Here is a 26336-nt window from a genome sequence, read left to right as displayed (position 1 = left end):
TCCAAAATGCCCGACAAGAACTCGACGCTCCGGGTCGCGGACGTCGTTGCCGCGACACTTCATGCCCATGGCGTTCGCCACGCATTCGGCATGCCGGGCGGGGAGGTCGTCACGCTCCTGGATGGCCTTGGCCTGGCCGGTATTGCGTTCCACCTCGCCCGACACGAGACGGCGGCCGCGATCATGGCTGCCGGCGCGAGCGCCATGACGGACAATCCGGAACTGCTGGTCACGACGGTGGGCCCGGGGCTTGCCAACGCGGTCAACGGCATCGCCGATGCCGCCCAGGAGCGTATTCCGTTGATTGTCCTCTCCGGGATTGTCGACCGGCCGACCAGGGCGCGCTACACGCATCAGGTCATCGACCATGGTGCGCTTCTGCGTCCCCTGGTCAAAGCCTCCTTCGAGATCGAGCCTGAAAGCGCCTCCTCGACGGTGGCGCGCGCCATCGCGATCGCCACGGCGGAGCCGAAGGGGCCGGTGCATCTCGATCTGTCGCCGTCGGTTGCTGCCGCAGCTGCGCCGCGGACGGCGATCGTCCTTTCCCCTGTCCTTCTGGCACCGGCCGTGGCGAGCAAAGATGTGTCCGTGGGCTTGCTGGCGGAGAAGATCCGGAAGGCGGAGCGGCCGCTGATCATCGCTGGGTTCGAGGCGGCGCGTGGGGCGGCGGGAGACGGGCTTCAACGACTTGCGGAAAGCATCGGTGCGCCCGTCATAACGACCTACAAGGCAAAGGGCGTGATCCCGGAAGACCATCCGCTTTGTCTCGGTGGCGCGGGCCTGTCTCCGCTGGCGGACCGCATTCTTCTGGATCTTGCCGGCAAGGCCGATCTTGTCCTCCTGATAGGCTATGATCCGATCGAGATGCGTCTCGGCTGGCTGGATTTCGTCAGCGATCAGTCGATCCTGGTCGATATCGGCATGGCGGCTCCAAGCCATGGCATGCATCATGCCGGCACGCGGATTGCTGCTGCACCCGCCGCGTTTCTTGAGGGGCTCAACCTGTGCCTTGAAAGCCGCGGCTCCTGGCCGGGCGGGGAGCCCGCCAGCTTCAGGGCCTATCTGCTGCGGCTTTTCTCCACGCGGAAATCCTGGGGACCGCATGCCATCGTCAACCAGTTGAATGCGGCTGCAGGCCCTGATTCCGTTGTCGCTGTCGATAGCGGTGCGCATCGCATCCTGCTGTCGCAGAAATGGGTGGCGAAGCGGCCGCTGACGCTGCTGCAATCGGCTGGTTTCTGCACGATGAATGCGGCGTTGCCGCTCGCAATCGGGGCAAGGACTGCCGATCCGGCACGCCGGGTCTTTGCGGTCATGGGCGATGGCGGCCTGGAAATGGGGATCGGTGAGCTTGCCACCGTGCGCGATCTTGGCCTGCCGCTGACGATCGTCGTCTTCCAGGATCGCAGTCTCGCTTTGATCGAACTGAAACAGGCCGGCGCCGGCCTGCGAACCGCCGGGGTCAAGCTCGGCGAAACCGACTTTGCCACCATCGCCCGCGGTTTCGGAGGGCATGGCGTTTCCGTGGAGAATCCCGATGAGCTACGTGACGAGCTTGAGGCTGCCGGCATACGGCAAAACTTCACCCTCATCGCCTGCAAGTTCGACGTCACCGACTACGACGGAGCGTTCTGAGACGAAGGGGGCGTTCTCCACCGGACGCGCCCTCAAGCGAGAGCGCGACCCGCGGCTCGATTTCTTTCGTGGCGTGGGCATGCTGATCATCCTTCTGGCACACATTCCCAACGACCGATGGGCGCTGTGGATACCTGCACGTTTCGGCTTTTCCGATGCCACCGAGATGTTCGTCTTTCTTTCGGGCATGGCCTCGGCGATCGCCTTCGGCACGACGTTCGACCGCAACGGTGCCTCGGCGTTGATTGCCCGCACCGCACAACGCATCTGGCAGATCTATTGGGCACATGTGATCGTCTTCATCGTGGTGGTGGCCCTGATGACGGCCGTGGGCACAGCGCCCAGCGGAAACTCCTATCTCGGCCAGCTCAATCTGATCCCGTTCATCAAGGATCCCGGTCAGCTTCTCGCCGGCCTTCTGACCCTGCGCTACGTGCCGAACTATTTCGATATCCTGCCGATGTATATCGTCATCCTGGCTCTGCTGCCGGTGATGCTTTTCGCCGAGCGGGTACATCGTGCCTTGCCATTCGTCGCCATGGTCGGCCTGTGGCTTCTGGCGCAATTCGGCTATGCCCGCTTTTCGGCCGAGCCCTGGTCCGATCGGCAGTGGTTTCTCAATCCGTTCGGATGGCAGCTTCTCTTCTTCACCGGCTTCTTCATCATGCGCGGCAGCATTCAACCGCCGAGGAGAAGCCGGCGCCTGCTGGCGCTCGCCGTTCTGTGCGTGGTCGCCACCGTGCCTTTCGCCTGGTACATCCTTCTGGATGCCGAACCCTTTCTGCGCCGGATTGCCGTCGACCTTGCGCCGCTGACGGACAAGACGCAGTTCGGCCTCCTGCGCTTTGTCCATTTTTCCGCTCTTGCCTACATCGCCGTCCATGTGGTCGGGGAAAGGGGGCGGCGCCTCAAGGGGCCGATCGTCCGTGCGGTCAGCGTCGTCGGGCAGCAATCGCTTGCCGTCTTCGTGACGGGCATGGTGCTGGCACAGGGGATCGGCATCGTTCTTGATGCCGCGGGGCGTGGCCCGCTGGCGGAGGCCGCAGGCAACATCGCCGGTTTTACCATCCTGATCGCGACGGCCTACCTCGTTGGCTGGTTCAAGACCCTGCCGTGGAGAGCGTGAACATCATGTCCAGCAGCCAGACGGCCGGCAGCCTTGCGGGGCTTCGTGTTCTCGATCTCTCCCGCATCCTTGCCGGGCCGACCTGCACCCAGCTCCTCGCGGATCTCGGTGCGGATGTCATCAAGGTCGAGCGTCCCGGGGCAGGCGACGACACGCGAAGCTGGGGGCCTCCCTTCGTGCCCGGTGCCGATGGGGAAGACAGCGATCTCAGTGCCTATTTTCTTGCTGCCAACCGCAACAAGCGGTCCATCGCCATAGACCTTGCAACGACGGAGGGCGTAGCCCTCGTCAAGCGGCTTGCGGCCATTTCCGACGTGGTCATCGAGAACTACAAGCCGGGCGACCTCGACAGGCGTGGCCTCGGCTACGAGATTATCCGGGGGATCAAACCCGACATCGTCTGGTGTTCGATTTCGGGTTTCGGCCAGACAGGTCCCTATTCCGATCGCACCGGTTACGACTTCCTCATCCAGGCGATGGGCGGCATCATGAGCATCACCGGAGAGAGCGATACGGCTGGCGGGCGGCCGGTGAAGGTCGGCCTCGGTATCGCCGACGTGATGTGCGGCATGTACGCGGCGGTCGGCATCCTTGCCGCGCTTCGCCACCGCGACGCGACCGGCGAAGGCCAATATATCGACCTGGCGCTCTATGACGCGCAGGTCGCCTGGCTGATCAACGCGGCCACCAACCATCTCGTGTCGGGCAAGGTGCCCGGTCGTATCGGCAACCGGCACCCGAACATCGCGCCCTACCAGACCTTCGGGACTGCCGACGGGGAGATTGCGATTGCGGTCGGCAACGACCAGCAGTTTGCCCGCTTCTGCGTCGAGCTGGGCCTTCCCGACCTCGCCCTAGACGAACGGTTCCGCCGCAACCGGGATCGTGTCGTCCATATGGACGCGCTTGACGGCATCCTTTCGGATGCGCTGAAGGCGGACGGGGCCGAGGCCTGGGAACGCCGGCTTGTCGCGGCGGGCATACCCGCGGGACGCGTTGCGACGATCGATCAGGTTCTGTCCGACCCGCACACGGTCGCGCGCGACATGGTGGTCGAGATGCCGGCTGGTGACGGTGGAATCCTGCGTCTGCTCGGAAACCCCTTGAAGATGTCGGCAACGCCGGTTCGGTTCGATCGCCCGCCACCGCATGTCGGGGAGCATGGAGACGAAATCATGGCCGAGCTTGCTCTGGCCGAGGCTGCTGCCGAAAGACAACCGTGATCATGTTGCACCGCTCCCTCCTTGTCCTTGCTCTCGTCATGGCGGCTTCTGTCAGTGTCGCAGACGCGCTTGGTGCCGAGCCGGTTGTGCGGATGGTTCCCTCCGGCAACTACAGGATCGCCATGCCCGAGGACGGGGATGTTCGTGGCGCCTATGTGTATTTCCATGGCTTCAAGGGGTCCGCAGAGCTGCAGATGCAGCAGGCCTCCCTTATGGCCACCACGCTCGCTCACCATCTGGCCTATGTCGCCGTCGATGGAACGAAGGGCGGCTGGTCCTTTCCCAATGGAGCGTGGACGGGCCGGGATGAGCAAGCCTTCATTGCCGAGGTTCTCGATGACCTTTCGGCGCGCGACGGCTTCACGGCGAACAAGATCGTGATCGGCGGGTTCTCCATCGGTGCATCCATGGCGTGGTACACGGCCTGCCAGCAGGGGGAGAAGGCGGCGGCGATGGTGACGTTTTCAGGCGTCTTCTGGAACCCCTTGCCGCGGCCGGAAGATTGCGTGGCGGAGATCCCGCCGATGATCCATTTCCATGGCACCGCTGACCGGACCTTTCCGCTTTCCGGTCGAGCCATCGGCGCGACGCGTCATCAGGGCGACGCCTACAAGAGTGTGGCCATCCTGCGCCGACGGGCGCTGTGCGAGGATGAAGCAAGAACAAGGATCACCCTTGACGGCATCGATTGTGAGGTCGCGCCCGGCTGCCTCAGGGGCAGCAGCACCATGTGCATCCATGGCGGCGGACACCAGGCGCGCGCCGACATGCTGGATGCCGGCCTGACGGCTGTCGGGTTTCCGAAATAGCGCCGATCGTCTGCCGGAAATGCCCACCGGCCTGTAACAAATTCCTGTCCGGGACCGTAGCTGTTGCAGTGAGCCGGGGCGGCAGGCAGCCGTTCCGGCATCGAGACAAAGGAGCGTCTTGTGCTGCAATCGAAGTCGCAATTCCATTCGGGTCGCGGTGTCGTCCGGCTTTTTGGGGAAGGGACAAGTCCGTGGGGGCAGACGCTGAACCCGAGCCTTGCCCACTTCATTCAATTGCAAAGGTCGCTCTCGATCGCGTGCCCCGACGCTCCCCTTCAGGCAACGACCGGTCTTGGCACGCTGCCGCATGTGATGGCCCCCTCGACGATCCGCCTGCATGTCGATGCGGAGGTATCGCTGGCCGTGCGGCGTGCGCCGGGCCGATCCGTAGGCGCGATCTTGCGCTGTAGCGTCGGCGATGGATGCGACCTGACGATCTGGGGAGGCCTGGAGCTCGAGATGCCGGGAAAGCGGCGGGAACCCGCCTTGGCGAGCGCCATGACACCCGCGTTGTTTTCGCTGGCATTCTGGTGTGTTTCCCGTTCGCCCGACGACGCTCTCTCGCTGTTCGTCGCCCCAACGGACAAGGAAGCCCGCATTCGCGAACTCGAAGCGCTCGCCGCCCTGTCGAGGTGCGCACAATAGGCACCACAAAGCGCCTTATCCTCCAGCTGCCGGAACCGGCAACAATCGGAAATCAACGAAAGGACCACCCATGTTGAAGGCCAGCGTTCTCATTCCTACCGTCGTCTGCCTTGCATCCGTGCTGTCGCCCGCATTGGCGAAGGCAGGAGAGGTGTTTTCGAAGGAAGGCGTTGCGATCAATGGATATGATGCGGTCGCCTACTTCACCGAAGGCGGCCCCGTGAAGGGGTCGAGCGCATTCTCCGCTCCCTACAAGGGGGCGATTTTCCATTTCTCCACCGCGGCGAACCGGGAGGCGTTCCTGCGCGATCCCGTGCGTTATGTCCCGCAATATGGCGGCTACTGCGCCTATGGCACCGCGAAAGGTTACAAGGCGCCCACCGAACCGCAGGCCTTCAGTATCGTCGATGGAAAGCTCTACCTGAACTACAACGACGATATCAAAGCGCTCTGGAGCAAGGATACCAAAGGCTACATCCAAAAGGCGGATGAAAACTGGGGCGAGGTGAAGGTGCAGGCGGAGCCTTAGGCAGCCGCTTGGCGGTCACTCAATTCCGGTGTCGAGGTTTGCCGCAATACTACCGTTCCGGCAGGTGAAACACCTGCTGGAAATAGGAGCGGAAGGCGAGCATGGGTGGGGTGAGCTCCATGTTGCGGCGCCAGGCGAGGCCGACATCCATGGCGGGCACGGGGTCGGCGATGTTGACGGTTTCGATGCGGCGGCCTTCCAGCGACCAGGGGCGGTGCACCATGTCGGAGAGGATGGCGACGCCCTGGCCATTGGCGACGAGAGAGCGCACGGCTTCCACGGACGACGTGCGCAGGATGACGCGCGGCTGGTAGGGGGTGGCGCTCCAGTATTTCAGGGCGGAATGGGCGGCCTCGTCCACCGTCAGCATGATGTAGGGTTCCTCGGCAATCTCCTTGAAGCCGACGGTTTCCATCTGCAGCAGCGGGTGCTGGGCGGGGAGCCAGAGGCGGCGGGTGGAGCTCAAAACCTTTTCCGTCACCAGGGCCGGGTTGAGAATGTTCGAGGTGAGCAGCACCGACATATCGTAGCGATTGCTCAGCAGCCCCTCCTCGATGGATTCGCGGTTCAACTCGAAAAGCTGGATCTCGAGCCTCGGGAAGAGGCGGCGCAGGCGCTCGATATGGAGGGGAAGGAAATAGCCGATGACGGTATAGGTCGCGGCGACCGTCAGCGTACCTTCGATCTCGCTGCTGACGACGTTGAGATGCATCGCCTCGTCGACCTTCTTCAGGATCTCATAGGCATGCGAGAGGAACTGGCGGCCGGCGGGCGTCAGGTCCATGCCGTGCGGGGCGCGCAGGAACAGGCTGGCGCCGAGCGTGCGTTCCAGCTCCTTGATCGCCGTCGTCACCGCCGATTGCGAAATGGAGAGGTCCACCGCGGCCTGCGAGATCTGGCCGAGCTCGGCGGTCGCGACAAAGTAGCGGATCTGGCGGAGGCTGATCGTCACGGCTGCAATTCCTCTTCTGGTTTATCGTGGCATGGTATCGAAAAATCAGAATGCACGCTGCAGAATTGGGCGTGATGTCGAAAAGTTTTGGGCATTCCTGCGTTATCTCACTGTTTTTTTTGGATTCTGCGTTGCAACAAAAGCAGGCTTATTGTTCTGATTTTCAGAATTCGTATCTGCAAAAATAGAATTTTTCAAAAGCCCTGAAACCGCCTAGCGTTTCTTTCGAGGAAAACAGCAGGCGAGGGTAGAGCAGTGCGCGAGGTCGTCGATATCAATTGCGACATGGGCGAGGCCTTTGGCCGCTGGCGCGTCGGCGATACAGACGACGCAGCGCTGATGCCGCTGATCAGCTCTGCCAATATTGCGGCGGGCTTCCATGCCGGCGATCCCAACCTGATGGACGAGACGGTGCGGCTTGCCGCCGAACACGGCGTCGGCATCGGGGCGCATCCCGGCTACAACGACCTGCAAGGTTTTGGCCGGCGCAAGATCGCCGGCACGGCGCGCGAACTCGTCAACGACATCGTCTACCAGGTCGGGGCCATCAGGGAATTCGCCCATCGCCACGGCGTGCGCCTGCAACATGTCAAGCCGCACGGTGCGCTCTACATGGAGATGGCGGTCAATCCGGAACTGTCGCAGATTTTCGTCCAGTATATGCGCACCGTTGAGCCGAACGCCTTCATCTTTTGCATGGGCGGCTCGGCGACGTTTCGTGCGGCGCAGGAGGCGGGTCAGCCGGTCGTGCGGGAGTTCTATGCCGACCGGGATTACGACGACAGCGGCTCCATCGTCTTCACCCGCGATGCCGGCCGGCCGGATCCCGCCACCATCGCGAAGAAGGTGCTGCGCGCCTGCCAGGAGGGCCGGGTGCGCACGGTGCAGGGCAACGACATCGCCATCGACTTCGAATCCATCTGCTTCCATTCCGATACGCTCGGCGCCTTCGAGATTGTTAGCCGCATGCGGGAGGCGCTGGTGGGGGCCGGCATTCGCATCGCGCCGGTCTCGGCGGCCGGGCGCTGACGCAGTTCCGGCAAACGTTCGAAAGCGGTTTGCGCCGGCAAGTGCGTGACAACAAAGAGTTCAAGTGGAGAGAGACAATATGAGCAAGATCGAGATCAGATCGCCCCTGCCGGGCACTTTCTACCGTTCGCCCTCGCCGGACGTGCCGCCGTTCAAGACGGATGGCGACAGCGTTTCGAGCGGTGATGCGATCGGGCTCATCGAGGTGATGAAGACGTTCCAGGAAGTGCCGGCGGGCGTCGAAGGCAGGAACATTACCTTCCTCGTCGACAACGAGGAGCCGGTCATGGCGGGGCAGGTGATTGCCGAGGTAGAGGCATGACGATCCGCTCGATCCTCGTCGCCAACCGCGGGGAGATCGCGGTGCGCATCATCAAGGCGGCCAAGGCGCTCGGCATTCGCACCGTGCAGGTGCACAGCGCCGCCGATGCGGACATGCTGGCGGTGAAACTGGCGGACCAGGCGGTCGATATCGGTTCGCCGGCGCCGAAGAAATCCTATCTCAACATCGAGGCGGTGGTGAACGCTGCCAAGGCGGCCAGCGTCGATGCGGTGCACCCGGGCTACGGTTTCCTCTCGGAAAATGCCGATTTCGCCGATGCGGTGGAGGCCGCGGGGCTGATCTTCATCGGCCCGAAAGGCGATGCCATCCGCCTGCTCGGCGACAAGGTGGCCGCGCGCGAAGTGGCGGCAAGAGCCGGCGTGCCGACGGTGCCCGGCAGCGCCGGGCGGCTTGCGACCCTTGAGGAAGCGCGGGCCGTGGCTGAGAAAACCGGCTTTCCGATCATGATCAAGGCGGCAGCGGGCGGGGGCGGTCGCGGCATCCGCATTGCCGCCGATCTCGCCGATCTTGAACGACATTTTCCGCAGGCGTCGGCTGAGGCGCTCGCCTCCTTCGGCGATGGCGGGCTCTATCTCGAAAAGGTCATCACCAAGGCCCGCCATGTCGAGGTGCAGATCCTCGGCGACGGCGAAAACTTCGTCCACTGCTTCGAGCGGGAGTGCTCGCTGCAACGCCGCCGCCAGAAGGTCTGGGAGGAGGCGCCGTCCTTCCTGCTTCCCGCCGAGGTGCGCAAGCGGCTGTGCGACAGTGCGGTGGCGCTGGCGCGGGAGGTCAGCTATCGCGGCGCGGGCACGGTGGAGTATCTCTATGACGAGACGACGCGTGACTTCTATTTCATCGAGGTGAACACGCGCATCCAGGTCGAGCATCCCGTGACGGAGATGATCACCGGTATCGACCTTGTGGAAGAGATGATCCGCATTGCCGGCGGTGCGCCGCTGTCGATCGGTCAGAAGGATGTTGTGGCCGAGGGCCACGCCATCGAATGCCGCATCAATGCCGAGGACCCGGCGAGGGGTTTTCTGCCGGCGCCGGGCACGATCACCAGGCTCGTCGTGCCGGATGGCGAGGGTATCCGCTTCGATACCATGCTCTACGAGGGTTACACGATCCCGCCCTTCTACGATTCGCTCGTCGGCAAGCTGATCGTCTGGGGCGAGACGCGCGAGGCCTGCCTTGCGCGGCTGAAAGGCGCGCTGGAAGGTCTCGTTATCGAGGGCATTTCGACGACCATACCGTTGCATCTGGCGCTTGCCACCGATGCCAGCGTTACGCGGGGCGCCTTCGACACCCGCTTCCTAGAACATTGGCTTGAAACCGATTTCGCCGCAAAGGCCGGCGCGACTGCGGAGGTTGCCTGATGAGCATCCGATACACATTTGGCGGCGACGAGCACCTGTTCGTCGAATGCAGCGAGGAGATGTCGCTGGAAGCCTTCTTCAAGAGCCTGTCCATGGCGAAGGGGGTTCGCGAGAGCGGCATCAAGGGCGTGACGGAGATCTGCCCGGCCAATGCCTCCTTCCAGGTGAAGTTCAATCCGGACATCATCCACCCCGACGACATCCTGCGCGAGGTGAAAGCCATCGAGGGCGCGGCGGAGAAGGCCGAGCCGGTCCTGACCACCCGCATCGTCGAAATCCCCGTCTTCTACAACGACCCCTTTACGCATGAGACGCTGATGCGCTTTCGTGAGCGCCATCAGGACCCCTCGGGCACCGATCTCGACTATGCCGCGCGCATCAACGGTTACGGCTCGGTGGAGGATTTTGTCGGCGCGCATTCCGGTTCGCCCTGGTTCGTCTCTATGGTCGGCTTCGTTGCGGGCCTGCCCTTTATGTACCAGATGGTGGAGCGCCGGCGGCAGATCCAGGTGCCGAAATATCTGAGGCCGCGCACCGACACGCCGCGCCTCACGGTCGGCCATGGCGGCTGCTTCGGCTGCATCTATTCGGTGCGCGGGGCGGGCGGCTACCAGATGTTTGGCATCACGCCCATGCCGATCTTCGATCCGACGCAGACGACCAGTTACCTCAGGGATTTCATGGTGTTCTTCCGCCCCGGCGACATCGTGAAGTTCAAGCCGATCGACCGTGACGCCTATGACCAGGCGGTGGAGGATGTCGACAAGGGCCGTTTTGCCCCGCCTATCCGCGAGGTGCGTTTCGACCTCAGGGACTTCCAGAAGGATATCGACGGCACCAATGTCAAGCTGGAGGGCATGCTCCATGGCCATTAAGGTACTACATCACGGTCTCGCGACCACCGTCCAGGATCTCGGCCGGCCCGGCTATTTTCATCTCGGCATTCCCGTCGGCGGGGCGATGGATCGTTTCGCGATGCGCGCGGCGAACCTGCTGGTCGGCAACGAGGAGGGCGCGGCGGGGCTGGAGGCCGTGTTCATCGGCCCCAAGCTGGAATTCACCGAAGACGCGCTCGTCGCCGTGACGGGCGCGGACATGCCGGTCAAGGTGGACGGCGTTGCCCAGCCCGGCTGGACGGCCTTCAGGGTGAAGGCGGGCCAGACGCTGACCTTCGATTTTTTGAAATCCGGTGCGCGCATCTGCATCGCGGTTTCCGGCGGCATCGACGTGCCGGAAGCGCTCGGCAGCCGCTCGACCTATCCGATCGGCGCGCTCGGCGGCTTCAAGGGCCGGCCGCTTGCGGCGGGCGACGAACTGCCGGTCGGCGCGGGAAGCCTTGCAAGCGAGGGCAAGACCGTGCCCGAGGCGCTGCGCCGCAAGCCGGGCCTGCCGGTGGAACTGCGCGTGCTGCCCGGCCTTTACTGGCACCGCGTCACCGAGCAGTCGCAGGAAAACTTTTTTGCCGACGAATGGAAGGTGGCGAACGAGGCGGATCGCATGGGCTATCGCTTCAAGGGCGGGCGCAAGCTCGATTTCGTCGAGCGGGACCAGCCGTTCGGGGCGGGTTCGGACCCGTCGAACATCGTCGATAGCTGCTATCCCTACGGCTCGATCCAGGTGCCCGGCGGCACGGAGCCGATCATCCTGCACCGCGACGCCGTCTCCGGCGGCGGCTATTTCATGGTCGGCACGGTCATTTCCGCCGACATGGACCTGATCGGCCAACTCCAGCCGCATACGCCGACGCGCTTCGTCAGGGTGACGATGGAGGAGGCGCTGACGGCGCGGAAAGTCCGGCAGGCGGGGCTTGTGCAGCTGCGCCAAGCGCTGGCGTAGGAGGCGGGGCTATGCGGTCGGCCGTCGCGCTCAGGACGAGACGTGGACCGCCTGACGGGGCGGGGTCTTTGACTGCGGTGCGGCGGATGCTTTGGGTGCACCCACCTCTGATCTGCCGGCCATCCCCCTCGCGAGAGAGGAGATCGGATGGGGCACCGTTTCGTCCATTCCCGGCGCTGCAATTTGCGCGAGGTTCATGCCTCCTGCCAATTTCTCCCTTTGAGGAGGGAATGGCCGACGGGCCAGAGGGCAATATGCCCCACAGCCCAGCGAGTGATGCACGATACCGTCAGCGCTCAATCGAGAACGGGCGTCAGATAGGCGGCCGTCACCCCCGGCCCCGGAATGATCGCGACGATCTTCATCTGGGCGATGGTGCGGTTCAGCGAAGCCTGCAGGTGAGTCTCCATCATGGAGACCGCCGCTTCCGTCGCCCCGCGCAGCAGAAGTTCTGCGACGAGGCGCAGTTCCGTTATGATCGCGGGATCGCCGGGCAGGCCAAGACGGCGCAGCAGGCGGTCGGTGGCGGTGACGGGCAGGAGATTGTTGCGCACCAGGTCCTTCAACCGCTCGTTCGGCGCGGCGAGTACGCAGCATTCGATGAACTCGGTCTGGATCGCCTCGACCTCGCGCAGCGCCCCGGCGGTGCTCGCCTCTTCGGCGCCGCGCAGGCGCCTCAAAAGGGTTTCCAGCCGTGCCTGGCTGACGGCGCGGGCACCGAGGCGGATCGCCGGCGGTTCCAGCATGGTGCGCAGCACGAAATGGTCCTTCACCGTCTGGGCGGTCAGCGGCCCGGCGATCCAGTGCGAGCTCTGGTTCTTGCGCACGAGGCCCCGCTCGCGCAGCCGCGTCAGCACGTCGCGCACCACGGTACGGCTGACGTTGAAATGGTTGGCGAGCTCCATCTCTATGATCCGGTAGCGGCCGAACACCACGCAGCCCGCCACATCCGCTTCCACCTGGTTGTAGATGCGCTCCCAGGAGGAACGGCTTTGCAGGGCTTCGTCGGCATGGCGCGGCACGATGAGGCCGAGGGCCTTGATATCCGTGCGGTTCGGCTCGACATCCGCGCCCGGCGGGCCGACGAGAAAGCCGCGGCCGGAAAAGCGGTGCACCAATCCTTCCGCTTCCAGCGTCTGCAAGGCGCGCTGCACCGGCGCGCGCGAGGTTTGCAGGATGTCGGCGATCGGGCCTTCCAGGAGCACCAGGCCGGGTGGCAGCGTGCCCGTTTCGATATTGCTGCGCAGCACGTCCTCGGCGATCGCGTAGCGCCGCTGGGTGCCGGTGGCTGCCTGCTCGTCCGTCATGGAATCCCGTATCCGTCGGCCTCGTGGAGGGATGCACTCTGACGCATTCTCCGGCGCAAGGAAAGGACAGTATAAATGATTATTGAATACAAAGATTGAATATGGCTTTCGCTTGTCGTTGACGATGGAAAGTGGCGGCGCATTCATGATGGCTGTGCCGTCTTTGTGGAGTGATCGCCGATTTTATCGGCGAATGCGATGAATTTTGCGCACAATGCGCGAAAAATCGACAGAGAGTTGAAAGAGGCTGCGCGAGAAAGTCAGGTCGTCGCGGCTGGATTTCTATGGCCTGAAGGCGAAAATGGTTGCGCGATAGAAATTTCTAAAAAGTCTATTGAATACAAAAATCATTCATGCCATGCTTTTGATACCAAGACGTCCGCAAGAGGCGTCGACAGTGGAACAAAACGAAATGCTCAGGATCGACGCTGCGCCGCGCATCTGACCGATGCGGGACTGCAAGCTCTTTGTCTTCTCCGGACGCGGCTTCCCGTCCGGTGGACGGCGGAGCCTTGCCTGCAGGAAGGTCCTGGCGGGAACTGGTGGGAACAGAGTTGTCAGCCGTCCTCCAACTGAAAAATGTACACAAGGCGTTTGCCGGCGTGCCGGCGCTTGCAGGCGTCGATGCGATGCTGGCCGAGGATAGTTACGTCTCGCTGCTTGGACCGTCGGGTTCCGGCAAGACGACGCTTCTGCGGGTCATCGCCGGTTTCGAGCAGCCGGATGGCGGTGAAATCCTCTTTGCCGGCCGGCGCATCGACGGTGTGCCGCCACATGAGCGCGGCATCGGCTTCGTCTTCCAGAACTTTGCGCTCTTTCCCCATCTCAGCGTTGCCGAAAATATCGCCTTCGGCCTTGAAAACCGTGCAGTCGATCCGGTGACGGATGCGAAGGTCGTTGCCGTGCGGGTACGCGACATGATCGGCCTCGTCGGGCTTTCAGGCCTGGAAGACCGTGCCGTTACGCAGATTTCCGGCGGACAGAAGCAGCGTGTCGCGCTCGCCCGCACGCTGGTGACGGAGCCGAGCATGGTGTTGCTCGACGAGCCGCTCGGCGCGCTCGATGCCAATCTGCGCACACGCATGCGCAGCGAACTGCGTACGATCCGCGAGCGCTGCGGCGTGACCTTCCTGCATGTCACGGGGTCCGAGACCGAGGCGCTCGCCATGGGCGACACCGTGCTGGTGCTCGATCGCGGCCGCATTGCGCAATCGAGCGATGCCGGCACGCTCTACAGCCGCCCGGCCTCGGCCGACGTCGCGCGTTTCCTCAACTGCTACAACATCTTTTCCGGCGCGGTGTCGGGGGATGTCTTCGAGAGCGCGGTCGGCCGCCTGGCACTTGGCGGCAGCAGGCAGAAATCCGGCAAGCAGGCCTACGCCATCCGTTACGACCGGGTTGCGATCCGCCCGAGAGATGCGGCGGCCGCTGGCGACGAGGTGCGCATCGAGGCGAGCTTCGTCGCCAGCGAGTATTCCGGTGCGGCGATCAACTCCTTCTTCACGCTCGACGATGGTCGCGTCTTCGAGGTGGAGACCCATCTCAGTCACGCCGCGCCCGAGGTTTTCGAGGAAAAGGCTCGCTACGCCCTCATCTGGAAACGGGAGGACGCGCTTGTCTTCGTTTGAAGCCCCCATCCACCCGGAGAATGAGAGATGACGATGGCCGCCACCAGCCATGACACGCCGGTCGAGACGGCGGCATCCGCCGCCCGCAAGAAGCCGGACCGCACCATTTGGCTGCTCGCCCCCGGCGTCCTGTGGATGCTGCTCTTCCTCGTCGCGCCTATCCTGATGATGGTATACGTCTCGTTCTGGACGCAGACCACCTTCAAGATCGAGCCGACGCTGACCCTGAAGAGCTGGGTCACCTTCTTCTCGTCGGACACCTATCTCGGCGCGCTCTGGACGACGATCCGCATCTGGCTGATCGTACTCGTCTCGACGCTCCTCGTCGGATATCCCGCGGCGCTCTTCGTCGGACTGTTCGTGAAGAACAAGACGCTCTCGACGGCGCTGTTGGTGCTCTGCGTCATTCCGTTCTGGACCTCCTTCCTCATCCGCGTGCTCGCCTGGCGGCCGATGCTCGGCAAGGAGGGCGCGATCAACATGATCCTGATGAAGCTCGGCATCGTCACCCAGCCGATCGAGGTGCTGCTCTTCTCCGAACTTTCGGTCATCATCGGCATGACGCAGATCTATTGCGTCTTCATGGTTGGGCCTATCGCCTTCATGCTCGGTCGCATCGATCCCTCCGTCATCGAGGCGGCGCAGGATCTCGGCGCGAGCTTCTGGCGGATTTTTCGAACCATCATCCTGCCGCTCTCCATGCCGGGCGTGGTGGTGGGCTCGATCTTCGTCTCCGTCATGGTGCTCGGCGAATTCGCGACGTCGGCCGCCCTTTCCGGGCGCAAGGTCAACCTCCTCGGCAACATCATCGTCACCCAGGTCGGCTCGCTGAAATGGGCCTTCGCCGCCGTCGCCGGCGTGGTGCTGACCATCCTGATGGGGGCGGTCGTTGCCGCCATGCTTCGGGTCGTCGATCTCAGGAAGGAGCTCTGAGCCATGAACGCAGCTGGCATCAAGCTTGGCCTCGGCCTCTATACGACGTTGTTTATCGTCTTCCTCTACGGCCCGCTTGCGGTGCTCGCCATCCTTTCCTTCCAGACCGGGCCGGAGGGCGGGCCGCAGTTCCCGATCATCGAATGGTCGACCTACTGGTACAAGCACCTCTTCGGCCTTACGCCGCCGTCGCGCATCGCGCCGCTGCCGATCGACCAGGCGCTGGTGCGCTCGCTGGCGCTCGCGGTCATGACGATGATCGTCTCCACCGTGCTCGGCGTTACCGCCGCACAGGCATTCCGCAAGAAGTTCCGCGGCTCGGGCGTCGTCTTCTATCTCATCGTGCTCGGCATGATGGTGCCCGGCGTGCTCGTCGGCCTCGGCATGGCGCTGGTCGCCAACGCGCTCGGCATCGACCGCCACTGGTGGGGCACGGCCTTCGTGCTGCATGTCGTCTACACCTTCCCTTTCGCCTTCCTCGTCATGCTGGCGATCTTCAACCGCTTCGATCCGAGCGTCGAGGAGGCCGCTTGGTCGCTCGGGGTCACTCCGGCACGCACCTTCCGCAAGATCACCTTCCCGCTGATCTTCCCCGGCGTGCTTTCGGCCATGCTCTTTGCCTTCACGCTCTCCTATGACGAGTTTTCGCGCACGCTCTTTGCCTCCGGCCGGGACCTGACGTTGCCGCTCGCCATCTACGGCACCTTCTCGGTGGAAGTGCATCCGAACGTCTTCGCCTTCGGCGTGTTGACGACGCTGTTCTCCTTCGCGCTGCTCGGCACCTATGCCGTTCTGATGGGCTTTTCTGTGCGCCGTGCCAAGCGCATGGCGATCCAGGAGGAAGCGTGATGGCGGGCGCTGCTCTCGTCACCGGCGCAGGCTCCGGCATCGGCCGCGCCATCGCGATAAAACTTGCGGCGAATGGGTATGCCGTCACCGTCAACGATCTCTCGCTCGAACATGCCGAGGCTGTCGTGGGCGAGATCCGCGCGGCGGGCGGCCGGGCCGTCGCCGTTGTGGGCGACGTCTCCGGCGAGGCGGATGTCGCGCTCATCCATCTTGCCGCCGTTGCGGCGCATGGCGATGTCACGCTGCTCGTCAACAATGCCGGCATCGTCCATCAGGCCCTGTTCGAAAATCTCGATGTCGGCGATTTCGACCGTATGTTCGCCGTGCATGTGCGCGGCACCTTCCTGATGACCAAGGCCGTGCTGCCGGCAATGCTTGCCGCCGGAACAGGCGTCATCGTCAATGTCGCCTCGCAGCTCGGCCAGATCGGCGGCGTGGAGCTGGTGCACTATTCCGGCGCGAAAGCCGCGATCATCGGCATGACCAAGGCGCTCGCCCGCGAGATTTCCGCCCGCGGCGTGCGGGTGAACGCCGTCGCGCCGGGGCCGATCAACACGCCACTGGTCATGGGCCTTTCCGAAGACTGGCGCGCCGCCAAACGCGCCGGCCTTCCCCTCGGTCGCTTCGGCGAGCCGGAGGAGGTCGCCGAGACGGTCGCCTTCCTCGCCTCGCCTGCCGCCAGCCTCTTCGTCGGGCAGACGCTCGGGCCGAATTCCGGCGACGTCATGCTGTGAACCCGGAGACAACAATGTCCAACCAAAAGAAACGCATCGTCATCATCACCGGGGCCGGCATCGGCATCGGCGCAGCCACCGCGAAGGCGTTTGGCGCGCTCGGCGACCATGTGGTCGTCACCGATATTCTGGAGGCGGAAGGCCGCGCGGTCGTCGAGGCGATTTCTGCGGCCGGCGGCTCGGCGGAATTCCATCGCTACGACGTGCGCTCAACGGCGGCGACCGATGCGCTCGTTGCTGATGTCGAGGCGCGGCACGGGCGGATCGACGTCGTTGTCGCCAATGCCGGCATCGCGCACCGTACGAAGCTTGCCGATCTCACCGACGAGAAGTGGGACCTCACCTTCGACATCGACCTCAAGGGCATCTTCCGCCTCGTGCGCGCCGCCGCGCCCGGTATGCGTGCCCGTCGATCCGGGGCGGTCGTCGCGCTCTCCTCCATCATGGGTGTCGCCTATGGCTGGGACGAGCATGTGCACTATTCGGCGGCCAAATCCGGCGTCGTCGGCCTCGTGCGGGGGCTCGCGGTCGAGATGGCGCGCGACGGTGTGCGGGTGAACGGCATTGCGCCCGGCTACATCCGCACGGCCCAGCTTCTGTCCGAGGAAAATTCGCTCGGGCCGGCGGCAGCGGAAAAGGCGGCGGAGTTCATTCCGATGGGGCGGCTTGGAACCGGGGAGGACATCGCCGATGTCGCCGCGTTCCTTGCCTCCGACAGCGCGAGATACATGACCGGCCAGGTGCTGGTCGTGGATGGCGGCCTTCTGGTGGGCCGGTACTGAGCAATTCCAGCAAACGTGTGCAGCGGTTTTGCGTCCGGAATTGCGAACAAAAAGAGAGCCGCAGGGCGGCTCGGGGAACGATAACAACTGGAGAAGAGACATGTTCAAGTCGGAAATCAATCGCCGCTCGCTTCTCAAGCGCTCGGCAGGCGTGATGGCGCTGGCGATGGGTGGCGGCACGCCGTTCCTGTCCTCCCGCATGGCCTTCGCGCAGGCCGCTGACCTCGCCGGCCAGCAGCTCCGCACCATCGGCCTTTCCGTAACGGTGCAGGAACGCATCCTCGAAGAGTTCAAGAAGGCGTCGGGCGTTGGCGGTACGTCCGGTACCGCCGCCACCTTCCCGGATGCGCAGACGAAAATCCTCTCGGGCTCGAAGGACTACGATTGCTGGGAGATCATCGCCGAGCGCCTGCCCTCCATCGTCATGACCGACAATGTGGAGACGATCCCGGCGGCTTCGCTGAAGAACTGGGCGAACATCCGCGATACCTTCACCACGGCGAGCGACAAGTGGGACCGCGCCGCGCAGATCGTCGGCCAGATCTGGGCGGACGAGGGCCAGACCGTGCTCAACATGGTGCCCGCCGTCTACAACTACGATTCCATCGGCTACAACCCGGATGTGCTCTCCGATGAGGAGGCCAATACCTGGACGGCGATCTTCGATGCGAAGTGGAAGGGCAAGTCGGGTCTCAACACCGACCCGCTCATCGCCTTCGGCCAGGCCATCATGGCGATGAACACGCTCGGCCTTTCGGATGTGAAGAACCCCGGCAACCCGACCGCCGCCGAGATCGACGAGGCCGCCGCCTTCCTCGTCTCCAAGAAGAAGGAAGGCCAGTTCCGTGCGCTCTGGGGCGATTTCGGCGAGCTGGTCAACCTGATGGCCTCGGGCGAGATGGTCGTCTGTGACGCCTGGCAACCCGCCGTCATGGCTGTCAAGGCGCAGGGTAAGGCCTGCAAATACGCCGTGCCGAAGGAAGGCTATCGCGGCTGGGCGATCGGCCCGTCGATGATCGCGGGCACCACCAACCGGGAGGCGGTCATCGCCTATGCCGATTACTGGCTCTCGGGTGAACCCGGCATCACCGTCTCCGAACAGGGCTACTATTCGCCCTCGACCAACATAAAGGACGTCATGGCCCCGGAAAAATACGCCTTCTGGTACGAGGGCAAGCCCTGGGTCGGTGCGGAAGAGCGCGGCATCAAGGAGGGGGACCTGCGCGATGGTGGTTCGCTGGAAGAGCGCGCCAAGAACGTCGCCTACTGGCACCAGTGGCCGGAAGAATACGATCACCTCATCCAGAAGTGGGACGAATTCCTCAACGCCTGATCCCAAGACGAAGGACCGGGGCGCGCGTGGCCCCGGTCCGCGACCGGAGATTTTCTGATGCTATTCGACCTCGAACTCAACACTGTCGGCAAGGTCTATGACAACGGAACGCCCGCCGTCATCGATTTCAATCTTTCCGTCCAGAAGGGCGAGTTCATTGCCTTCCTCGGCCCCTCGGGCTGCGGCAAGACGACGACGCTGCGCATGATCGCCGGTTTCGAGGGCATTTCCTCCGGCGAGATGCGAATCCGCGGCGAGCGCATGAACGAGGTGCCGCCGCAGCGCCGCCCGACCTCGATGATTTTTCAGAACTACGCGCTCTTTCCGCATATGAGTGTGCGCCGCAATGTCGGTTACGGCCTGGAGGTGAAGGGTATTGCCAAGAGCGAACGCGAGGCCAAGGTCGACCGCATCCTCGCAACGCTCGGCCTCGAGGACATCGCCGAGCGCAAGCCGGAAAAACTCTCGGGCGGCCAGCGCCAGCGCATCGCGCTCGCCCGCGGCCTCGTCGTCGAGCCGGACATCCTGCTGCTTGACGAGCCGCTCGGTGCTCTCGATGCGAACCTCCGCAAGGCCATCCAGAACGAGTTGAAGCTCCTGCAAAAGAGCCTCGGCGTCACCTTCATCTTCGTCACGCATGCCCAGTCCGAGGCTTTGGCGCTCTCCGACCGCATCGTTGTGATGAACCAGGGCCGCGTCGAGCAGGTGAGCCCGCCGCACCAGCTCTATACCCGGCCGAACACGCCCTTCGTCGCGCAGTTCATCGGCCGCAACACCGTGCTTTCGGGCGAGGTTGCAGGCAGCGAGGGTGAGGACGTGGTGGTGACGACGGGCATCGGCACGCTTTGCGGCCGTGCCAACGGGGCGCTCGCCGAGAAGGGCCGCGTCAATCTCGTCGTGCCGGCCGAGGCGATCGAGCTGCATACGGCGGGCGAGGCCGCGCTTTCCGGCGCGAAGAACCGCGTCGATGCCCGCATCGAGCGCTCCGAGGTCGTCGGTCATATCGCCCACCTGACGGCGCGGCTTCAGGACGGCCGGGCTATCGCGCTGGAAGCCCACGTCGACAAGTACCGACCGGGCGCGTTCCCGGCCGGAACCCCCGTTCTTTTGAGCTGGAACCCCGCCGAGGCGACGGTCATCCCGGCCCAGTGATCCTTCTTTCAGGGAACCAAGGAGATAAAAATGGCAAAAGAGATTTTGTGCAGTTTCGGCGTAGACGTCGATGCGGTGGCCGGCTGGATCGGCTCCTATGGCGGTGAGGATTCGCCCGACGACATCTCGCGCGGCATCTTTGCCGGCGAGGTGGGCAGCTTGCGGCTCCTGAAACTCTTCGAGCGGTTCGGTATCAGGACGACCTGGTTCATCCCCGGCCATTCGATCGAGACGTTCCCGGAGCAGATGCAGGCCGTTGCCGAGGCCGGCCACGAGATCGGCATTCACGGCTATACCCATGAAAACCCCATCGCCATGACGCGGGAGCAGGAGACGGAGGTGCTCGACAAGAGCATCGAGCTGGTCACCAAACTTTCGGGCAAGCGGCCGACCGGCTATGTCGCACCGTGGTGGGAGTTCTCCAATGTCACCAACGAGTTGCTGCTGGAGCGCGGCATCAAGTACGACCACTCGTTGATGCACAATGACTTCACGCCCTACTACGTGCGCGTCGGCGACAGCTGGACGAAGATCGACTATTCCAGGAAGCCGTCGGACTGGATGGTGCCGCTGAAGCGCGGCCATGAGACCGACCTCATCGAAATCCCGGCCTCCTGGTATCTCGACGACCTGCCGCCGATGATGTTCATCAAGAAATCCCCGAACAGCCACGGCTTCGTCAATCCGCGGCAGATCGAGGAGATGTGGCGCGACCAGTTCGACTGGGTCTATCGCGAGATGGATTATGCGGTGTTCCCGCTGACCATCCATCCGGACGTCGCCGGCCGGCCACAGGTGCTGATGATGCTGGAGCGGCTTTATGCCCACATGATCAAGCATCCGGGTGTGAAGTTCGTGACGATGGACGAGATCGCGGATGATTTCGCCAAGCGGTTTCCACGCAAGAAATGACTGCGGGGATCGCGCGGAGCGTTTGCCCCTCACCCTAACCCCCTCCCCGCAAGCGGGGAGGGGAGGTGCCCAACGGAACGGTGATGCCTGAGGCAACCGGCATATCCTGCCTCCTTCACGCCGCTTGTGGGGAGAAGGAGGTTGGCAGGCCGGATGAGGGGCTGTGCGTCTCGGCGATAGAAAGGACGAAACCCCATGTGCTCCCTATGCGGCATCATCGGCGGAGACCAGCATTGGACGGATGCCGCGGCGCGCCCCGGCGTCTTTACCCGCAATCTTGAGCGCCTCGATCGGCGTCGCGAGCGCGCCCGGCGGGTAACGGCTGCCAATCGCGTGCTCGCCGCTTTCGGGATGAGCCTTTCCGACTGGCAGGGTGCGTCCTTTATCCTCGCCACCCGCACCGGCAAGAGCGAGATGATCGACGACCTCGGCCATCTCTGGCCGGCCGCCGAGCGCCTTGCCGGTCGTCCCTGTGATCCGCTCGATCCTTCGCTGATCACCCGCATGGAGCGGAGCGATGGCTGACATTCCTGCCTTCACCCCCGTCCATCTCCTCACCGGCTTCCTCGGCTCGGGCAAGACGACGCTGCTGAAGCGCCTGCTCACCGATCCCGCGCTCGCCGATACCGCGGTGCTGATTAACGAATTCGGTGAAGTCGGCCTCGACCACTACCTCGTCGAGCGCATCGATGAAACGATGGTGCTGCTGCAATCGGGCTGCGTGTGCTGTACCGTGCGCGGCGAGCTTGCCGAGGCGTTGCGTGACCTCCATTCGAAGCGCGAACGCGGCCTTGCGCCACCCTTCACCCGCGTTGTCATCGAGAGCACCGGCCTTGCCGACCCCTTCCCGGTGCTTTCGACGCTGAAATCCGACCCTGTTCTGCGCCACCATTTTCGCGCTGGCAGCGTTGTGACGACGGTCGATGCCGTCAATGGCCCTGCCCAGCTGGAGACCTATGTCGAATCGAACCGGCAGGCGGCCATCGCAGACCACATCGTCGTCACCAAGGCGGATCTTTGCGATGGTAATGGTGGTCTGGCGCGTCTGCTTTCACGCCTTGCCGAGCTCAACCCGGATGCGGTCCGCCACAGTGCAACGGTCGATGGACCGGATGCCGATGCGCTCTTCGGAGACGACACGGCGCATCGTGCGGCAAAGCTGCAATCGGCGAGTGGCTTCTACTGCGATACCCCAACCGGGCTGGTGGCGGCGGACGGCGCGGTACACCAGGCGGCCATTTCCTCCTTCGTGATCGCCGTCGATACTCCGATCGACTGGACGGGCTTCGGTGTCTGGCTCACCATGCTGCTCAACCGCCATGGAGAACGTGTACTGAGGGTGAAGGGCATGCTCGATATTCAGGGCGAGGATCGCCCGGTGGCGGTGCATGGCGTGCAGCATCTCGTCCATCCGCCCGTGCATATGGAAACATGGCCGGTGGGGGAGCGCGCCTCGCGCATCGTCTTTATTGTTGACGGTCTCGATCCGAACCTGTTGAAACGGTCCTTCAATGCCTTCGCGCTTGCCGGGAGGGTCGCAGACAGTCCGCAGCCAGAGGCAGCCGCACCGGTTCGCAACGCCCAGAGCCCTTGATGAACAAGCATTCCCCGAAACCGGAACCCGCAGCGCCGGCACTCCACCTGGCCGGCAAGCCGAAGCTGCGTGTGCTCGGCACCGCCATCTCGCTTCTGGAGGAGTTGCGGGTGAAGGCCGAAGCGGATCTCGACATCGAGGTCAGTTTCGACAACAACGATTTCATCGTCACCCAGCACAAGGCCGCGCAGGAGCCTGACAGCTACGACATCTACGACCAGTGCTTCCACAATCTCGATATCGTCTGGTACTGGCGTGCCATCCAGCCGATCGAGATTGCCCGCGTTCCGCTCTGGGGCGAGATCAACGACCTCACGAAAACCGGCCAGATCGGTCCGAGCGCCCGTCTCGGCCAGGGCGATGTGCCGGCGCGCAAACTCTATGTCCAGCCGAGCCTTGCCCTCGGCGACACGCCGACCGGTCGCATCTCCATGCTGCCGACGACACACAATTTCGACAGCTTCGCCTATCGCAGCGACATCCTCGATCCCCTTCAGCCGATGAACAGCTGGGCCGCGCTGCTCGACGAACGCTGGAGCGGCCGTGCCGCCCTCGTGGATGAACCGGCGATCGGTATTTTCGATGCCGCGCTCGCTGCGCAGGCCGCCGGCCTTATGACCTTCGGCAATATCGGCAACATGACTGTCGCAGAGATCGACGCGTTGATGGATATTCTGGAGACAAGGCGCAAGGCGGGCTTCTTCCGCAGCTTCTGGCGCACGGCGGAAGACGCTGCGGGATTGATGGTGGCGGATGAAACCGATATCCAGAGCATGTGGTCGACGGGCATCGGCATCCTGAACGGCCGCGGTTTTCCCGTCGAACAAGCGGCGCCTGCGGAAGGCTACCGTGCCTGGCATGGGGGTCTCTGCCTGTCGAGGCACCTTTCCGGCCGCATGCTGGATGTCGCCTACGACTATCTCAACTGGTGGATTTCCGGCTGGCCGGGCGCCGTCGTCGCCCGGCAGGGCTATTACATCTCCACCCCGGAGCGCTCGCGCCGCTACATGAGCGCCGCCGAGTGGGATTACTGGTATGAGGGGCTAGCCGCGCGGGAAGACCTACCTGGTCCGGATGGTACGATCCGCGTAAAACGCGGCTCGGTGCGCAGCGGTGGTTCCTACTGGCAGCGTGCCAACGGTATCGCCGTCTGGAACACGACCATGGATGAACACAACTATCTCGTCCGCCGCTGGATGCAGCTCGTCGGGCGTGCAGAGAAGGACATTTGACGATGACGACAGAGCCGCGCTCGATCGCCCAGCTTTCCGTGCTTCTGCAATCGGGCGCGCTTGATCCCGTTGCGCTTGTGGAAGAGACGCTTGCAGCCATCCGGTCGCATCCGGATGCCGCGGTCTTCACCTTTCTCCTGGAGGAGCGGGCGAGAGCGGAAGCTGCGGCCGCACGGCAGCGCCTGCGGGAAGGGCGCTCGCGCGGCGTCCTCGACGGTGTACCGATCGCCTGGAAGGACCTCTTCGATATCGCGGGCCTGCCGACCACCGCCGGTTCCCGCGTGCTGAGGGACGCGGAGCCCGCAAGCCGCGATGCGGCCGTGGTGCAGGCTCTTGCGGGCGCCGGCATGGTCAGCGTCGGGCGGGTGAACATGAGCGAGTTCGCCTTTTCCGGCCTCGGTATCAATCCGCATTACGGCACGCCGCGCAACCCGGCCTCGCCCGCTGGCGAGCACCGCATTCCGGGCGGCTCCTCGTCCGGTTCCGGGGTCGCGGTTGCGGCCGGGCTTGTGCCCGTCTCCATCGGCACGGATACCGGCGGCTCGGTGCGCATCCCCGCCGCCTTCAATGGTATCGTCGGCTACAAGGCGACCCGCGGGCGCTACGCCATGGAGGGTGTGTTCCCTCTGGCCAAAAGCCTCGATTCCCTTGGTCCGCTCTGCCGCACCGTGCAGGACGCGATCCTCATCGATGCTGCCATGCGGGGCCTGCCCGCTGCCGGCCCCGTCCCGCACCAGAATGTTGCCGACCTCTCCTTCGTCATTCCCGAGACCGTGTTCTTCGACGGTGCGGAACCGGAGGTCGTCGCGGCTTTCGAGGCGGGCGTCACGCAGCTTTCGCGCGCCGGCGCGCGCATCCGGCGCGAGGCCTTCCCGGAGTTTTCCGCAATTTTCGAACTGATGGCGAAACACGGCGCGCTGGTGACGGCGGAAGCTTTCGTCCTTCATCGTGCGCGCATCAAGGGTGCGGCGGCGGCGGAGATGGATCCCCGTGTCGTCAAGCGCACGCTGCTCGGTGAGAAGATCACCATCGCCGATTATCTCGAGACGCTGGAGGCCCGAGAAAAACTGACAGCGGCCTTCGAAGCCAGGCTCGGTCCGCAGGACCTGCTGCTCAGCCCGACGCTTCCTCATGTCGCCCCGGAAATCCAGCCGTTGCTCGATGATGAGGACCTGTTCTTCCAGACCAACGGCAAGACGCTGCGCAATACGCTGGTCGGCAATTTTCTCGATTGGTGCGGGGTGTCGCTGCCGTGTGGCACGGGTGCCGGGGGGCTACCCGTCGGGCTCCTGGTTTCGGCTCCGCGGTGTGGTGACGACCGGTTGCTGGTCGCCGCTATGGCGGTGGAAGGCGTGCTCGGCTGAGGTTCCTGGCCGCTTCTCTGCGACTTTCCGCAGATCCTGGCGCGCAGGTTCGCGTCAGGACTGCAGGCGGGCCATAGCCTTGACGAGTGGGACCGCGGACACCGCGCCGGGATCGGAATGGCCGAGGGAACGCTCCCGAAGGCGCGCTGCGCAGCCCTTTGTTGCGACCATGGTGGCCGTGGCGCCGGTTTCGGCAGCGGTCTCGACGGCGTTCCATAAGTCCGGTTTCGAGCGGTTGCCGGCAACGGCGGAGGATGCAGCCTCGGCGGCAGGGAGCCAGACATCGAGTATGGTCTTGTCGCCACGCTGCGCCTTGCCGCGGTCGACAGGACGTCGGACGGGCTCGCAGCGTCAAGATCGGACCTGGAGAGAGCAGTGTTCACCGCCTTGAAGTTGCCGCCGCGGCCGGCGGTGCCAGGCTCGGTGCGTTGAACGGCCTTCTGGTCCACAAGCTTAGCGCGCCTTCGCTCATCGTCACGATTGGTACGCACACCATTTTCGATCTTCTCGGCGCGAATGACGGGACGCTCGGTCTCATCGAGCCGCTGTTCCCGTATATCGATTACTTCACGCCCCGGATCGAAGAGGCCAGACAGATCTCGGCCGCGCCCGATGTCGAGGGCGCAGGGCGGTTCTTCCTGGAGCGTGGCGTAAAACATTGTTTTTTTACCCTCGGCGGCGACGATGTCTGCTTCATGGATGCCGCAAGTACTGTCGTCCGGGAGCGGGTGTTCGAAATCGAGGTGGTCGAATACGATGGGTTGCGGCGACGCCTTCGATGCCGGTTACATCACGGCCCTGCATCACAAGATGGACCTGGTCACCGCGCTAACCTCGCGCAGGCAAGCGCCGCGCTCGTGGCGACCGGTCTCGGTTCGGATGCCGGTATCCGCTCTTTCGATGAAACACTTGCATTCATGAACAGCGCGCCGCGCAAGGCGGCTTGAGGCGATCTATTAGGGGCCGCCCCAAGGCCCTTGGCAAAATTCGCATCCGACGACGGGGTTGCCGAAGAAACCGCGTTTGGT

Annotated in this window: 26 protein-coding genes and 2 pseudogenes; 25 read left to right on the top strand and 3 right to left on the bottom strand. The window is 63.9% G+C overall.

Annotation, left to right across the window (positions count from 1 at the left end; genetic code table 11):
- The first annotated feature begins 6 nt into the window (after positions 1–6).
- The 6 genes from P9A16_RS28855 to P9A16_RS28830 all read left to right on the top strand — a co-directional run bounded on the left by P9A16_RS28855 (position 7) and on the right by P9A16_RS28830 (position 5967).
- On the top strand, positions 7–1635 hold the full coding sequence (locus P9A16_RS28855) for a thiamine pyrophosphate-binding protein (RefSeq protein WP_023513351.1): 1629 nt from the start codon (positions 7–9) through the stop codon (positions 1633–1635).
- Positions 1556–2761 (top strand): OpgC family protein, encoded by a 1206-nt coding sequence (locus tag P9A16_RS28850; RefSeq protein WP_439603970.1) that lies wholly within the window; start codon positions 1556–1558, stop codon positions 2759–2761. Before P9A16_RS28855 ends, P9A16_RS28850 begins: the two co-directional genes overlap by 80 nt.
- A 5-nt stretch (positions 2762–2766) precedes the next feature.
- The gene (locus P9A16_RS28845; protein ID WP_278026267.1) at positions 2767–3984 is read left to right on the top strand and encodes a CaiB/BaiF CoA transferase family protein; all 1218 of its coding nucleotides are present in this window, start codon (positions 2767–2769) and stop codon (positions 3982–3984) included.
- A 2-nt stretch (positions 3985–3986) separates the two neighbouring features.
- Entirely contained in the window at positions 3987–4793 is an 807-nt protein-coding gene (locus P9A16_RS28840; RefSeq protein WP_023513354.1) for an alpha/beta hydrolase family esterase, read from the top strand.
- Positions 4794–4913: 120 nt separating this feature from the next.
- A complete protein-coding gene (locus P9A16_RS28835) occupies positions 4914–5438 on the top strand; it encodes a hypothetical protein (RefSeq protein WP_023513355.1) in 525 nt (174 codons plus the stop codon).
- A gap of 70 nt (positions 5439–5508) precedes the next feature.
- Complete coding sequence (locus tag P9A16_RS28830; RefSeq protein WP_023513356.1) at positions 5509–5967, top strand: YHS domain-containing (seleno)protein; 459 nt, start codon at positions 5509–5511, stop codon at positions 5965–5967.
- Positions 5968–6016: 49 nt separating this feature from the next.
- Here the strand turns inward: P9A16_RS28830 and P9A16_RS28825 are convergent, their stop codons facing one another.
- Complete coding sequence (locus P9A16_RS28825; protein WP_023513357.1) at positions 6017–6919, bottom strand: LysR family transcriptional regulator; 903 nt, start codon at positions 6917–6919, stop codon at positions 6017–6019.
- 255 nt (positions 6920–7174) lie between these two features.
- Here P9A16_RS28825 and P9A16_RS28820 point away from each other — a divergent pair, with 255 nt between their 5' ends.
- The 5 genes from P9A16_RS28820 (at position 7175) to P9A16_RS28800 (ending at position 11488) form a co-directional block, all read left to right on the top strand.
- Positions 7175–7948, top strand: a complete 774-nt coding sequence (locus tag P9A16_RS28820; RefSeq protein ID WP_023513358.1) for a 5-oxoprolinase subunit PxpA — start codon at positions 7175–7177, stop codon at positions 7946–7948.
- A gap of 79 nt (positions 7949–8027) precedes the next feature.
- Positions 8028–8270 carry an acetyl-CoA carboxylase gene (locus tag P9A16_RS28815; protein ID WP_023513359.1) on the top strand — a complete coding sequence of 81 codons (243 nt, stop codon included), beginning with the start codon at positions 8028–8030 and terminating at the stop codon, positions 8268–8270.
- Entirely contained in the window at positions 8267–9652 is a 1386-nt protein-coding gene (locus P9A16_RS28810; protein ID WP_023513360.1) for an acetyl-CoA carboxylase biotin carboxylase subunit, read from the top strand. The genes P9A16_RS28815 and P9A16_RS28810 overlap by 4 nt, the downstream gene beginning before the upstream one ends.
- Positions 9652–10527: a 5-oxoprolinase subunit B family protein gene (locus P9A16_RS28805; protein WP_278026266.1), complete on the top strand. Its 876-nt coding sequence runs from the start codon at positions 9652–9654 to the stop codon at positions 10525–10527. The genes P9A16_RS28810 and P9A16_RS28805 overlap by 1 nt, the downstream gene beginning before the upstream one ends.
- The gene (locus P9A16_RS28800; RefSeq protein WP_024271364.1) at positions 10517–11488 is read left to right on the top strand and encodes a biotin-dependent carboxyltransferase family protein; all 972 of its coding nucleotides are present in this window, start codon (positions 10517–10519) and stop codon (positions 11486–11488) included. Before P9A16_RS28805 ends, P9A16_RS28800 begins: the two co-directional genes overlap by 11 nt.
- Positions 11489–11784: 296 nt before the next feature.
- On the opposite strand, the gene P9A16_RS28795 is transcribed toward P9A16_RS28800, so the two are convergent.
- Positions 11785–12795, bottom strand: a complete 1011-nt coding sequence (locus P9A16_RS28795) for a GntR family transcriptional regulator (RefSeq protein ID WP_023515846.1) — start codon at positions 12793–12795, stop codon at positions 11785–11787.
- A 198-nt stretch (positions 12796–12993) separates the two neighbouring features.
- Between P9A16_RS28795 and P9A16_RS28790 the strand changes: the two genes are divergently transcribed.
- The 13 genes from P9A16_RS28790 (at position 12994) to P9A16_RS28730 (ending at position 25308) form a co-directional block, all read left to right on the top strand.
- Entirely contained in the window at positions 12994–13371 is a 378-nt protein-coding gene (locus P9A16_RS28790) for a hypothetical protein (protein WP_156032088.1), read from the top strand.
- Positions 13350–14423, top strand: coding sequence for an ABC transporter ATP-binding protein (locus P9A16_RS28785; protein ID WP_037409049.1), 1074 nt, complete (start codon positions 13350–13352; stop codon positions 14421–14423). The genes P9A16_RS28790 and P9A16_RS28785 overlap by 22 nt, the downstream gene beginning before the upstream one ends.
- A 27-nt stretch (positions 14424–14450) precedes the next feature.
- Positions 14451–15356: an ABC transporter permease gene (locus tag P9A16_RS28780; protein ID WP_023516943.1), complete on the top strand. Its 906-nt coding sequence runs from the start codon at positions 14451–14453 to the stop codon at positions 15354–15356.
- A 3-nt stretch (positions 15357–15359) separates the two neighbouring features.
- Positions 15360–16205: an ABC transporter permease gene (locus P9A16_RS28775; RefSeq protein ID WP_023516944.1), complete on the top strand. Its 846-nt coding sequence runs from the start codon at positions 15360–15362 to the stop codon at positions 16203–16205.
- A complete protein-coding gene (locus P9A16_RS28770) occupies positions 16205–16939 on the top strand; it encodes an SDR family NAD(P)-dependent oxidoreductase (RefSeq protein ID WP_024271366.1) in 735 nt (244 codons plus the stop codon). The genes P9A16_RS28775 and P9A16_RS28770 overlap by 1 nt, the downstream gene beginning before the upstream one ends.
- Before the next feature lie 14 nt (positions 16940–16953).
- Complete coding sequence (locus P9A16_RS28765; protein ID WP_023516195.1) at positions 16954–17721, top strand: SDR family NAD(P)-dependent oxidoreductase; 768 nt, start codon at positions 16954–16956, stop codon at positions 17719–17721.
- A 100-nt stretch (positions 17722–17821) separates the two neighbouring features.
- Entirely contained in the window at positions 17822–19054 is a 1233-nt protein-coding gene (locus P9A16_RS28760) for an ABC transporter substrate-binding protein (protein WP_023516196.1), read from the top strand.
- A 57-nt stretch (positions 19055–19111) separates the two neighbouring features.
- Entirely contained in the window at positions 19112–20206 is a 1095-nt protein-coding gene (locus P9A16_RS28755) for an ABC transporter ATP-binding protein (protein ID WP_024271367.1), read from the top strand.
- A 30-nt stretch (positions 20207–20236) separates the two neighbouring features.
- The gene (locus tag P9A16_RS28750) at positions 20237–21118 is read left to right on the top strand and encodes a polysaccharide deacetylase family protein (protein ID WP_023517322.1); all 882 of its coding nucleotides are present in this window, start codon (positions 20237–20239) and stop codon (positions 21116–21118) included.
- Between the two features lie 195 nt (positions 21119–21313).
- Positions 21314–21643: a hypothetical protein gene (locus P9A16_RS28745; protein ID WP_023512948.1), complete on the top strand. Its 330-nt coding sequence runs from the start codon at positions 21314–21316 to the stop codon at positions 21641–21643.
- Complete coding sequence (locus P9A16_RS28740) at positions 21636–22712, top strand: CobW family GTP-binding protein (RefSeq protein WP_023512947.1); 1077 nt, start codon at positions 21636–21638, stop codon at positions 22710–22712. Before P9A16_RS28745 ends, P9A16_RS28740 begins: the two co-directional genes overlap by 8 nt.
- Positions 22712–23944 (top strand): ABC transporter substrate-binding protein, encoded by a 1233-nt coding sequence (locus tag P9A16_RS28735; RefSeq protein WP_023512946.1) that lies wholly within the window; start codon positions 22712–22714, stop codon positions 23942–23944. The genes P9A16_RS28740 and P9A16_RS28735 overlap by 1 nt, the downstream gene beginning before the upstream one ends.
- A 2-nt stretch (positions 23945–23946) precedes the next feature.
- The gene (locus tag P9A16_RS28730; RefSeq protein WP_023512945.1) at positions 23947–25308 is read left to right on the top strand and encodes an amidase; all 1362 of its coding nucleotides are present in this window, start codon (positions 23947–23949) and stop codon (positions 25306–25308) included.
- Positions 25309–25362: 54 nt separating this feature from the next.
- On the opposite strand, the pseudogene P9A16_RS28725 reads toward P9A16_RS28730, so the two are convergent.
- A pseudogene (locus tag P9A16_RS28725) lies at positions 25363–25632 on the bottom strand (DAK2 domain-containing protein); the annotation flags it as partial.
- A 74-nt stretch (positions 25633–25706) separates the two neighbouring features.
- Between P9A16_RS28725 and P9A16_RS28720 the strand changes: the two are divergent.
- Positions 25707–26255 (top strand): annotated as a pseudogene (locus P9A16_RS28720) (carbohydrate kinase family protein); the annotation flags it as partial.
- Between the last annotated feature and the right edge of the window lie 81 nt (positions 26256–26336).

Source organism: Shinella sp. 838 (assembly GCF_029623935.1).
GTDB lineage: Bacteria > Pseudomonadota > Alphaproteobacteria > Rhizobiales > Rhizobiaceae > Shinella.
This window is presented reverse-complemented; position numbering and strand designations above follow the sequence as displayed.

Excerpts from the sequence above, each read along its gene's own strand:
- P9A16_RS28760 (WP_023516196.1), top strand. The coding sequence starts at position 17,822 with ATGTTCAAGTCGGAAATCAATCGCCGCTCGCTTCTCAAGCGCTCGGCA.
- P9A16_RS28800 (WP_024271364.1), top strand. The coding sequence starts at position 10,517 with ATGGCCATTAAGGTACTACATCACGGTCTCGCGACCACCGTCCAGGAT.
- P9A16_RS28845 (WP_278026267.1), top strand. The coding sequence starts at position 2,767 with ATGTCCAGCAGCCAGACGGCCGGCAGCCTTGCGGGGCTTCGTGTTCTC.
- P9A16_RS28745 (WP_023512948.1), top strand. The coding sequence starts at position 21,314 with ATGTGCTCCCTATGCGGCATCATCGGCGGAGACCAGCATTGGACGGAT.
- P9A16_RS28790 (WP_156032088.1), top strand. The coding sequence starts at position 12,994 with ATGAATTTTGCGCACAATGCGCGAAAAATCGACAGAGAGTTGAAAGAG.
- P9A16_RS28730 (WP_023512945.1), top strand. The coding sequence starts at position 23,947 with ATGACGACAGAGCCGCGCTCGATCGCCCAGCTTTCCGTGCTTCTGCAA.
- P9A16_RS28830 (WP_023513356.1), top strand. The coding sequence starts at position 5,509 with ATGTTGAAGGCCAGCGTTCTCATTCCTACCGTCGTCTGCCTTGCATCC.
- P9A16_RS28815 (WP_023513359.1), top strand. The coding sequence starts at position 8,028 with ATGAGCAAGATCGAGATCAGATCGCCCCTGCCGGGCACTTTCTACCGT.
- P9A16_RS28740 (WP_023512947.1), top strand. The coding sequence starts at position 21,636 with ATGGCTGACATTCCTGCCTTCACCCCCGTCCATCTCCTCACCGGCTTC.
- P9A16_RS28755 (WP_024271367.1), top strand. The coding sequence starts at position 19,112 with ATGCTATTCGACCTCGAACTCAACACTGTCGGCAAGGTCTATGACAAC.
- P9A16_RS28840 (WP_023513354.1), top strand. The coding sequence starts at position 3,987 with ATGTTGCACCGCTCCCTCCTTGTCCTTGCTCTCGTCATGGCGGCTTCT.
- P9A16_RS28780 (WP_023516943.1), top strand. The coding sequence starts at position 14,451 with ATGACGATGGCCGCCACCAGCCATGACACGCCGGTCGAGACGGCGGCA.
- P9A16_RS28765 (WP_023516195.1), top strand. The coding sequence starts at position 16,954 with ATGTCCAACCAAAAGAAACGCATCGTCATCATCACCGGGGCCGGCATC.
- P9A16_RS28770 (WP_024271366.1), top strand. The coding sequence starts at position 16,205 with ATGGCGGGCGCTGCTCTCGTCACCGGCGCAGGCTCCGGCATCGGCCGC.
- P9A16_RS28750 (WP_023517322.1), top strand. The coding sequence starts at position 20,237 with ATGGCAAAAGAGATTTTGTGCAGTTTCGGCGTAGACGTCGATGCGGTG.
- P9A16_RS28735 (WP_023512946.1), top strand. The coding sequence starts at position 22,712 with ATGAACAAGCATTCCCCGAAACCGGAACCCGCAGCGCCGGCACTCCAC.
- P9A16_RS28810 (WP_023513360.1), top strand. The coding sequence starts at position 8,267 with ATGACGATCCGCTCGATCCTCGTCGCCAACCGCGGGGAGATCGCGGTG.
- P9A16_RS28795 (WP_023515846.1), bottom strand. The coding sequence starts at position 12,795 with ATGACGGACGAGCAGGCAGCCACCGGCACCCAGCGGCGCTACGCGATC.
- P9A16_RS28855 (WP_023513351.1), top strand. The coding sequence starts at position 7 with ATGCCCGACAAGAACTCGACGCTCCGGGTCGCGGACGTCGTTGCCGCG.
- P9A16_RS28805 (WP_278026266.1), top strand. The coding sequence starts at position 9,652 with ATGAGCATCCGATACACATTTGGCGGCGACGAGCACCTGTTCGTCGAA.
- P9A16_RS28775 (WP_023516944.1), top strand. The coding sequence starts at position 15,360 with ATGAACGCAGCTGGCATCAAGCTTGGCCTCGGCCTCTATACGACGTTG.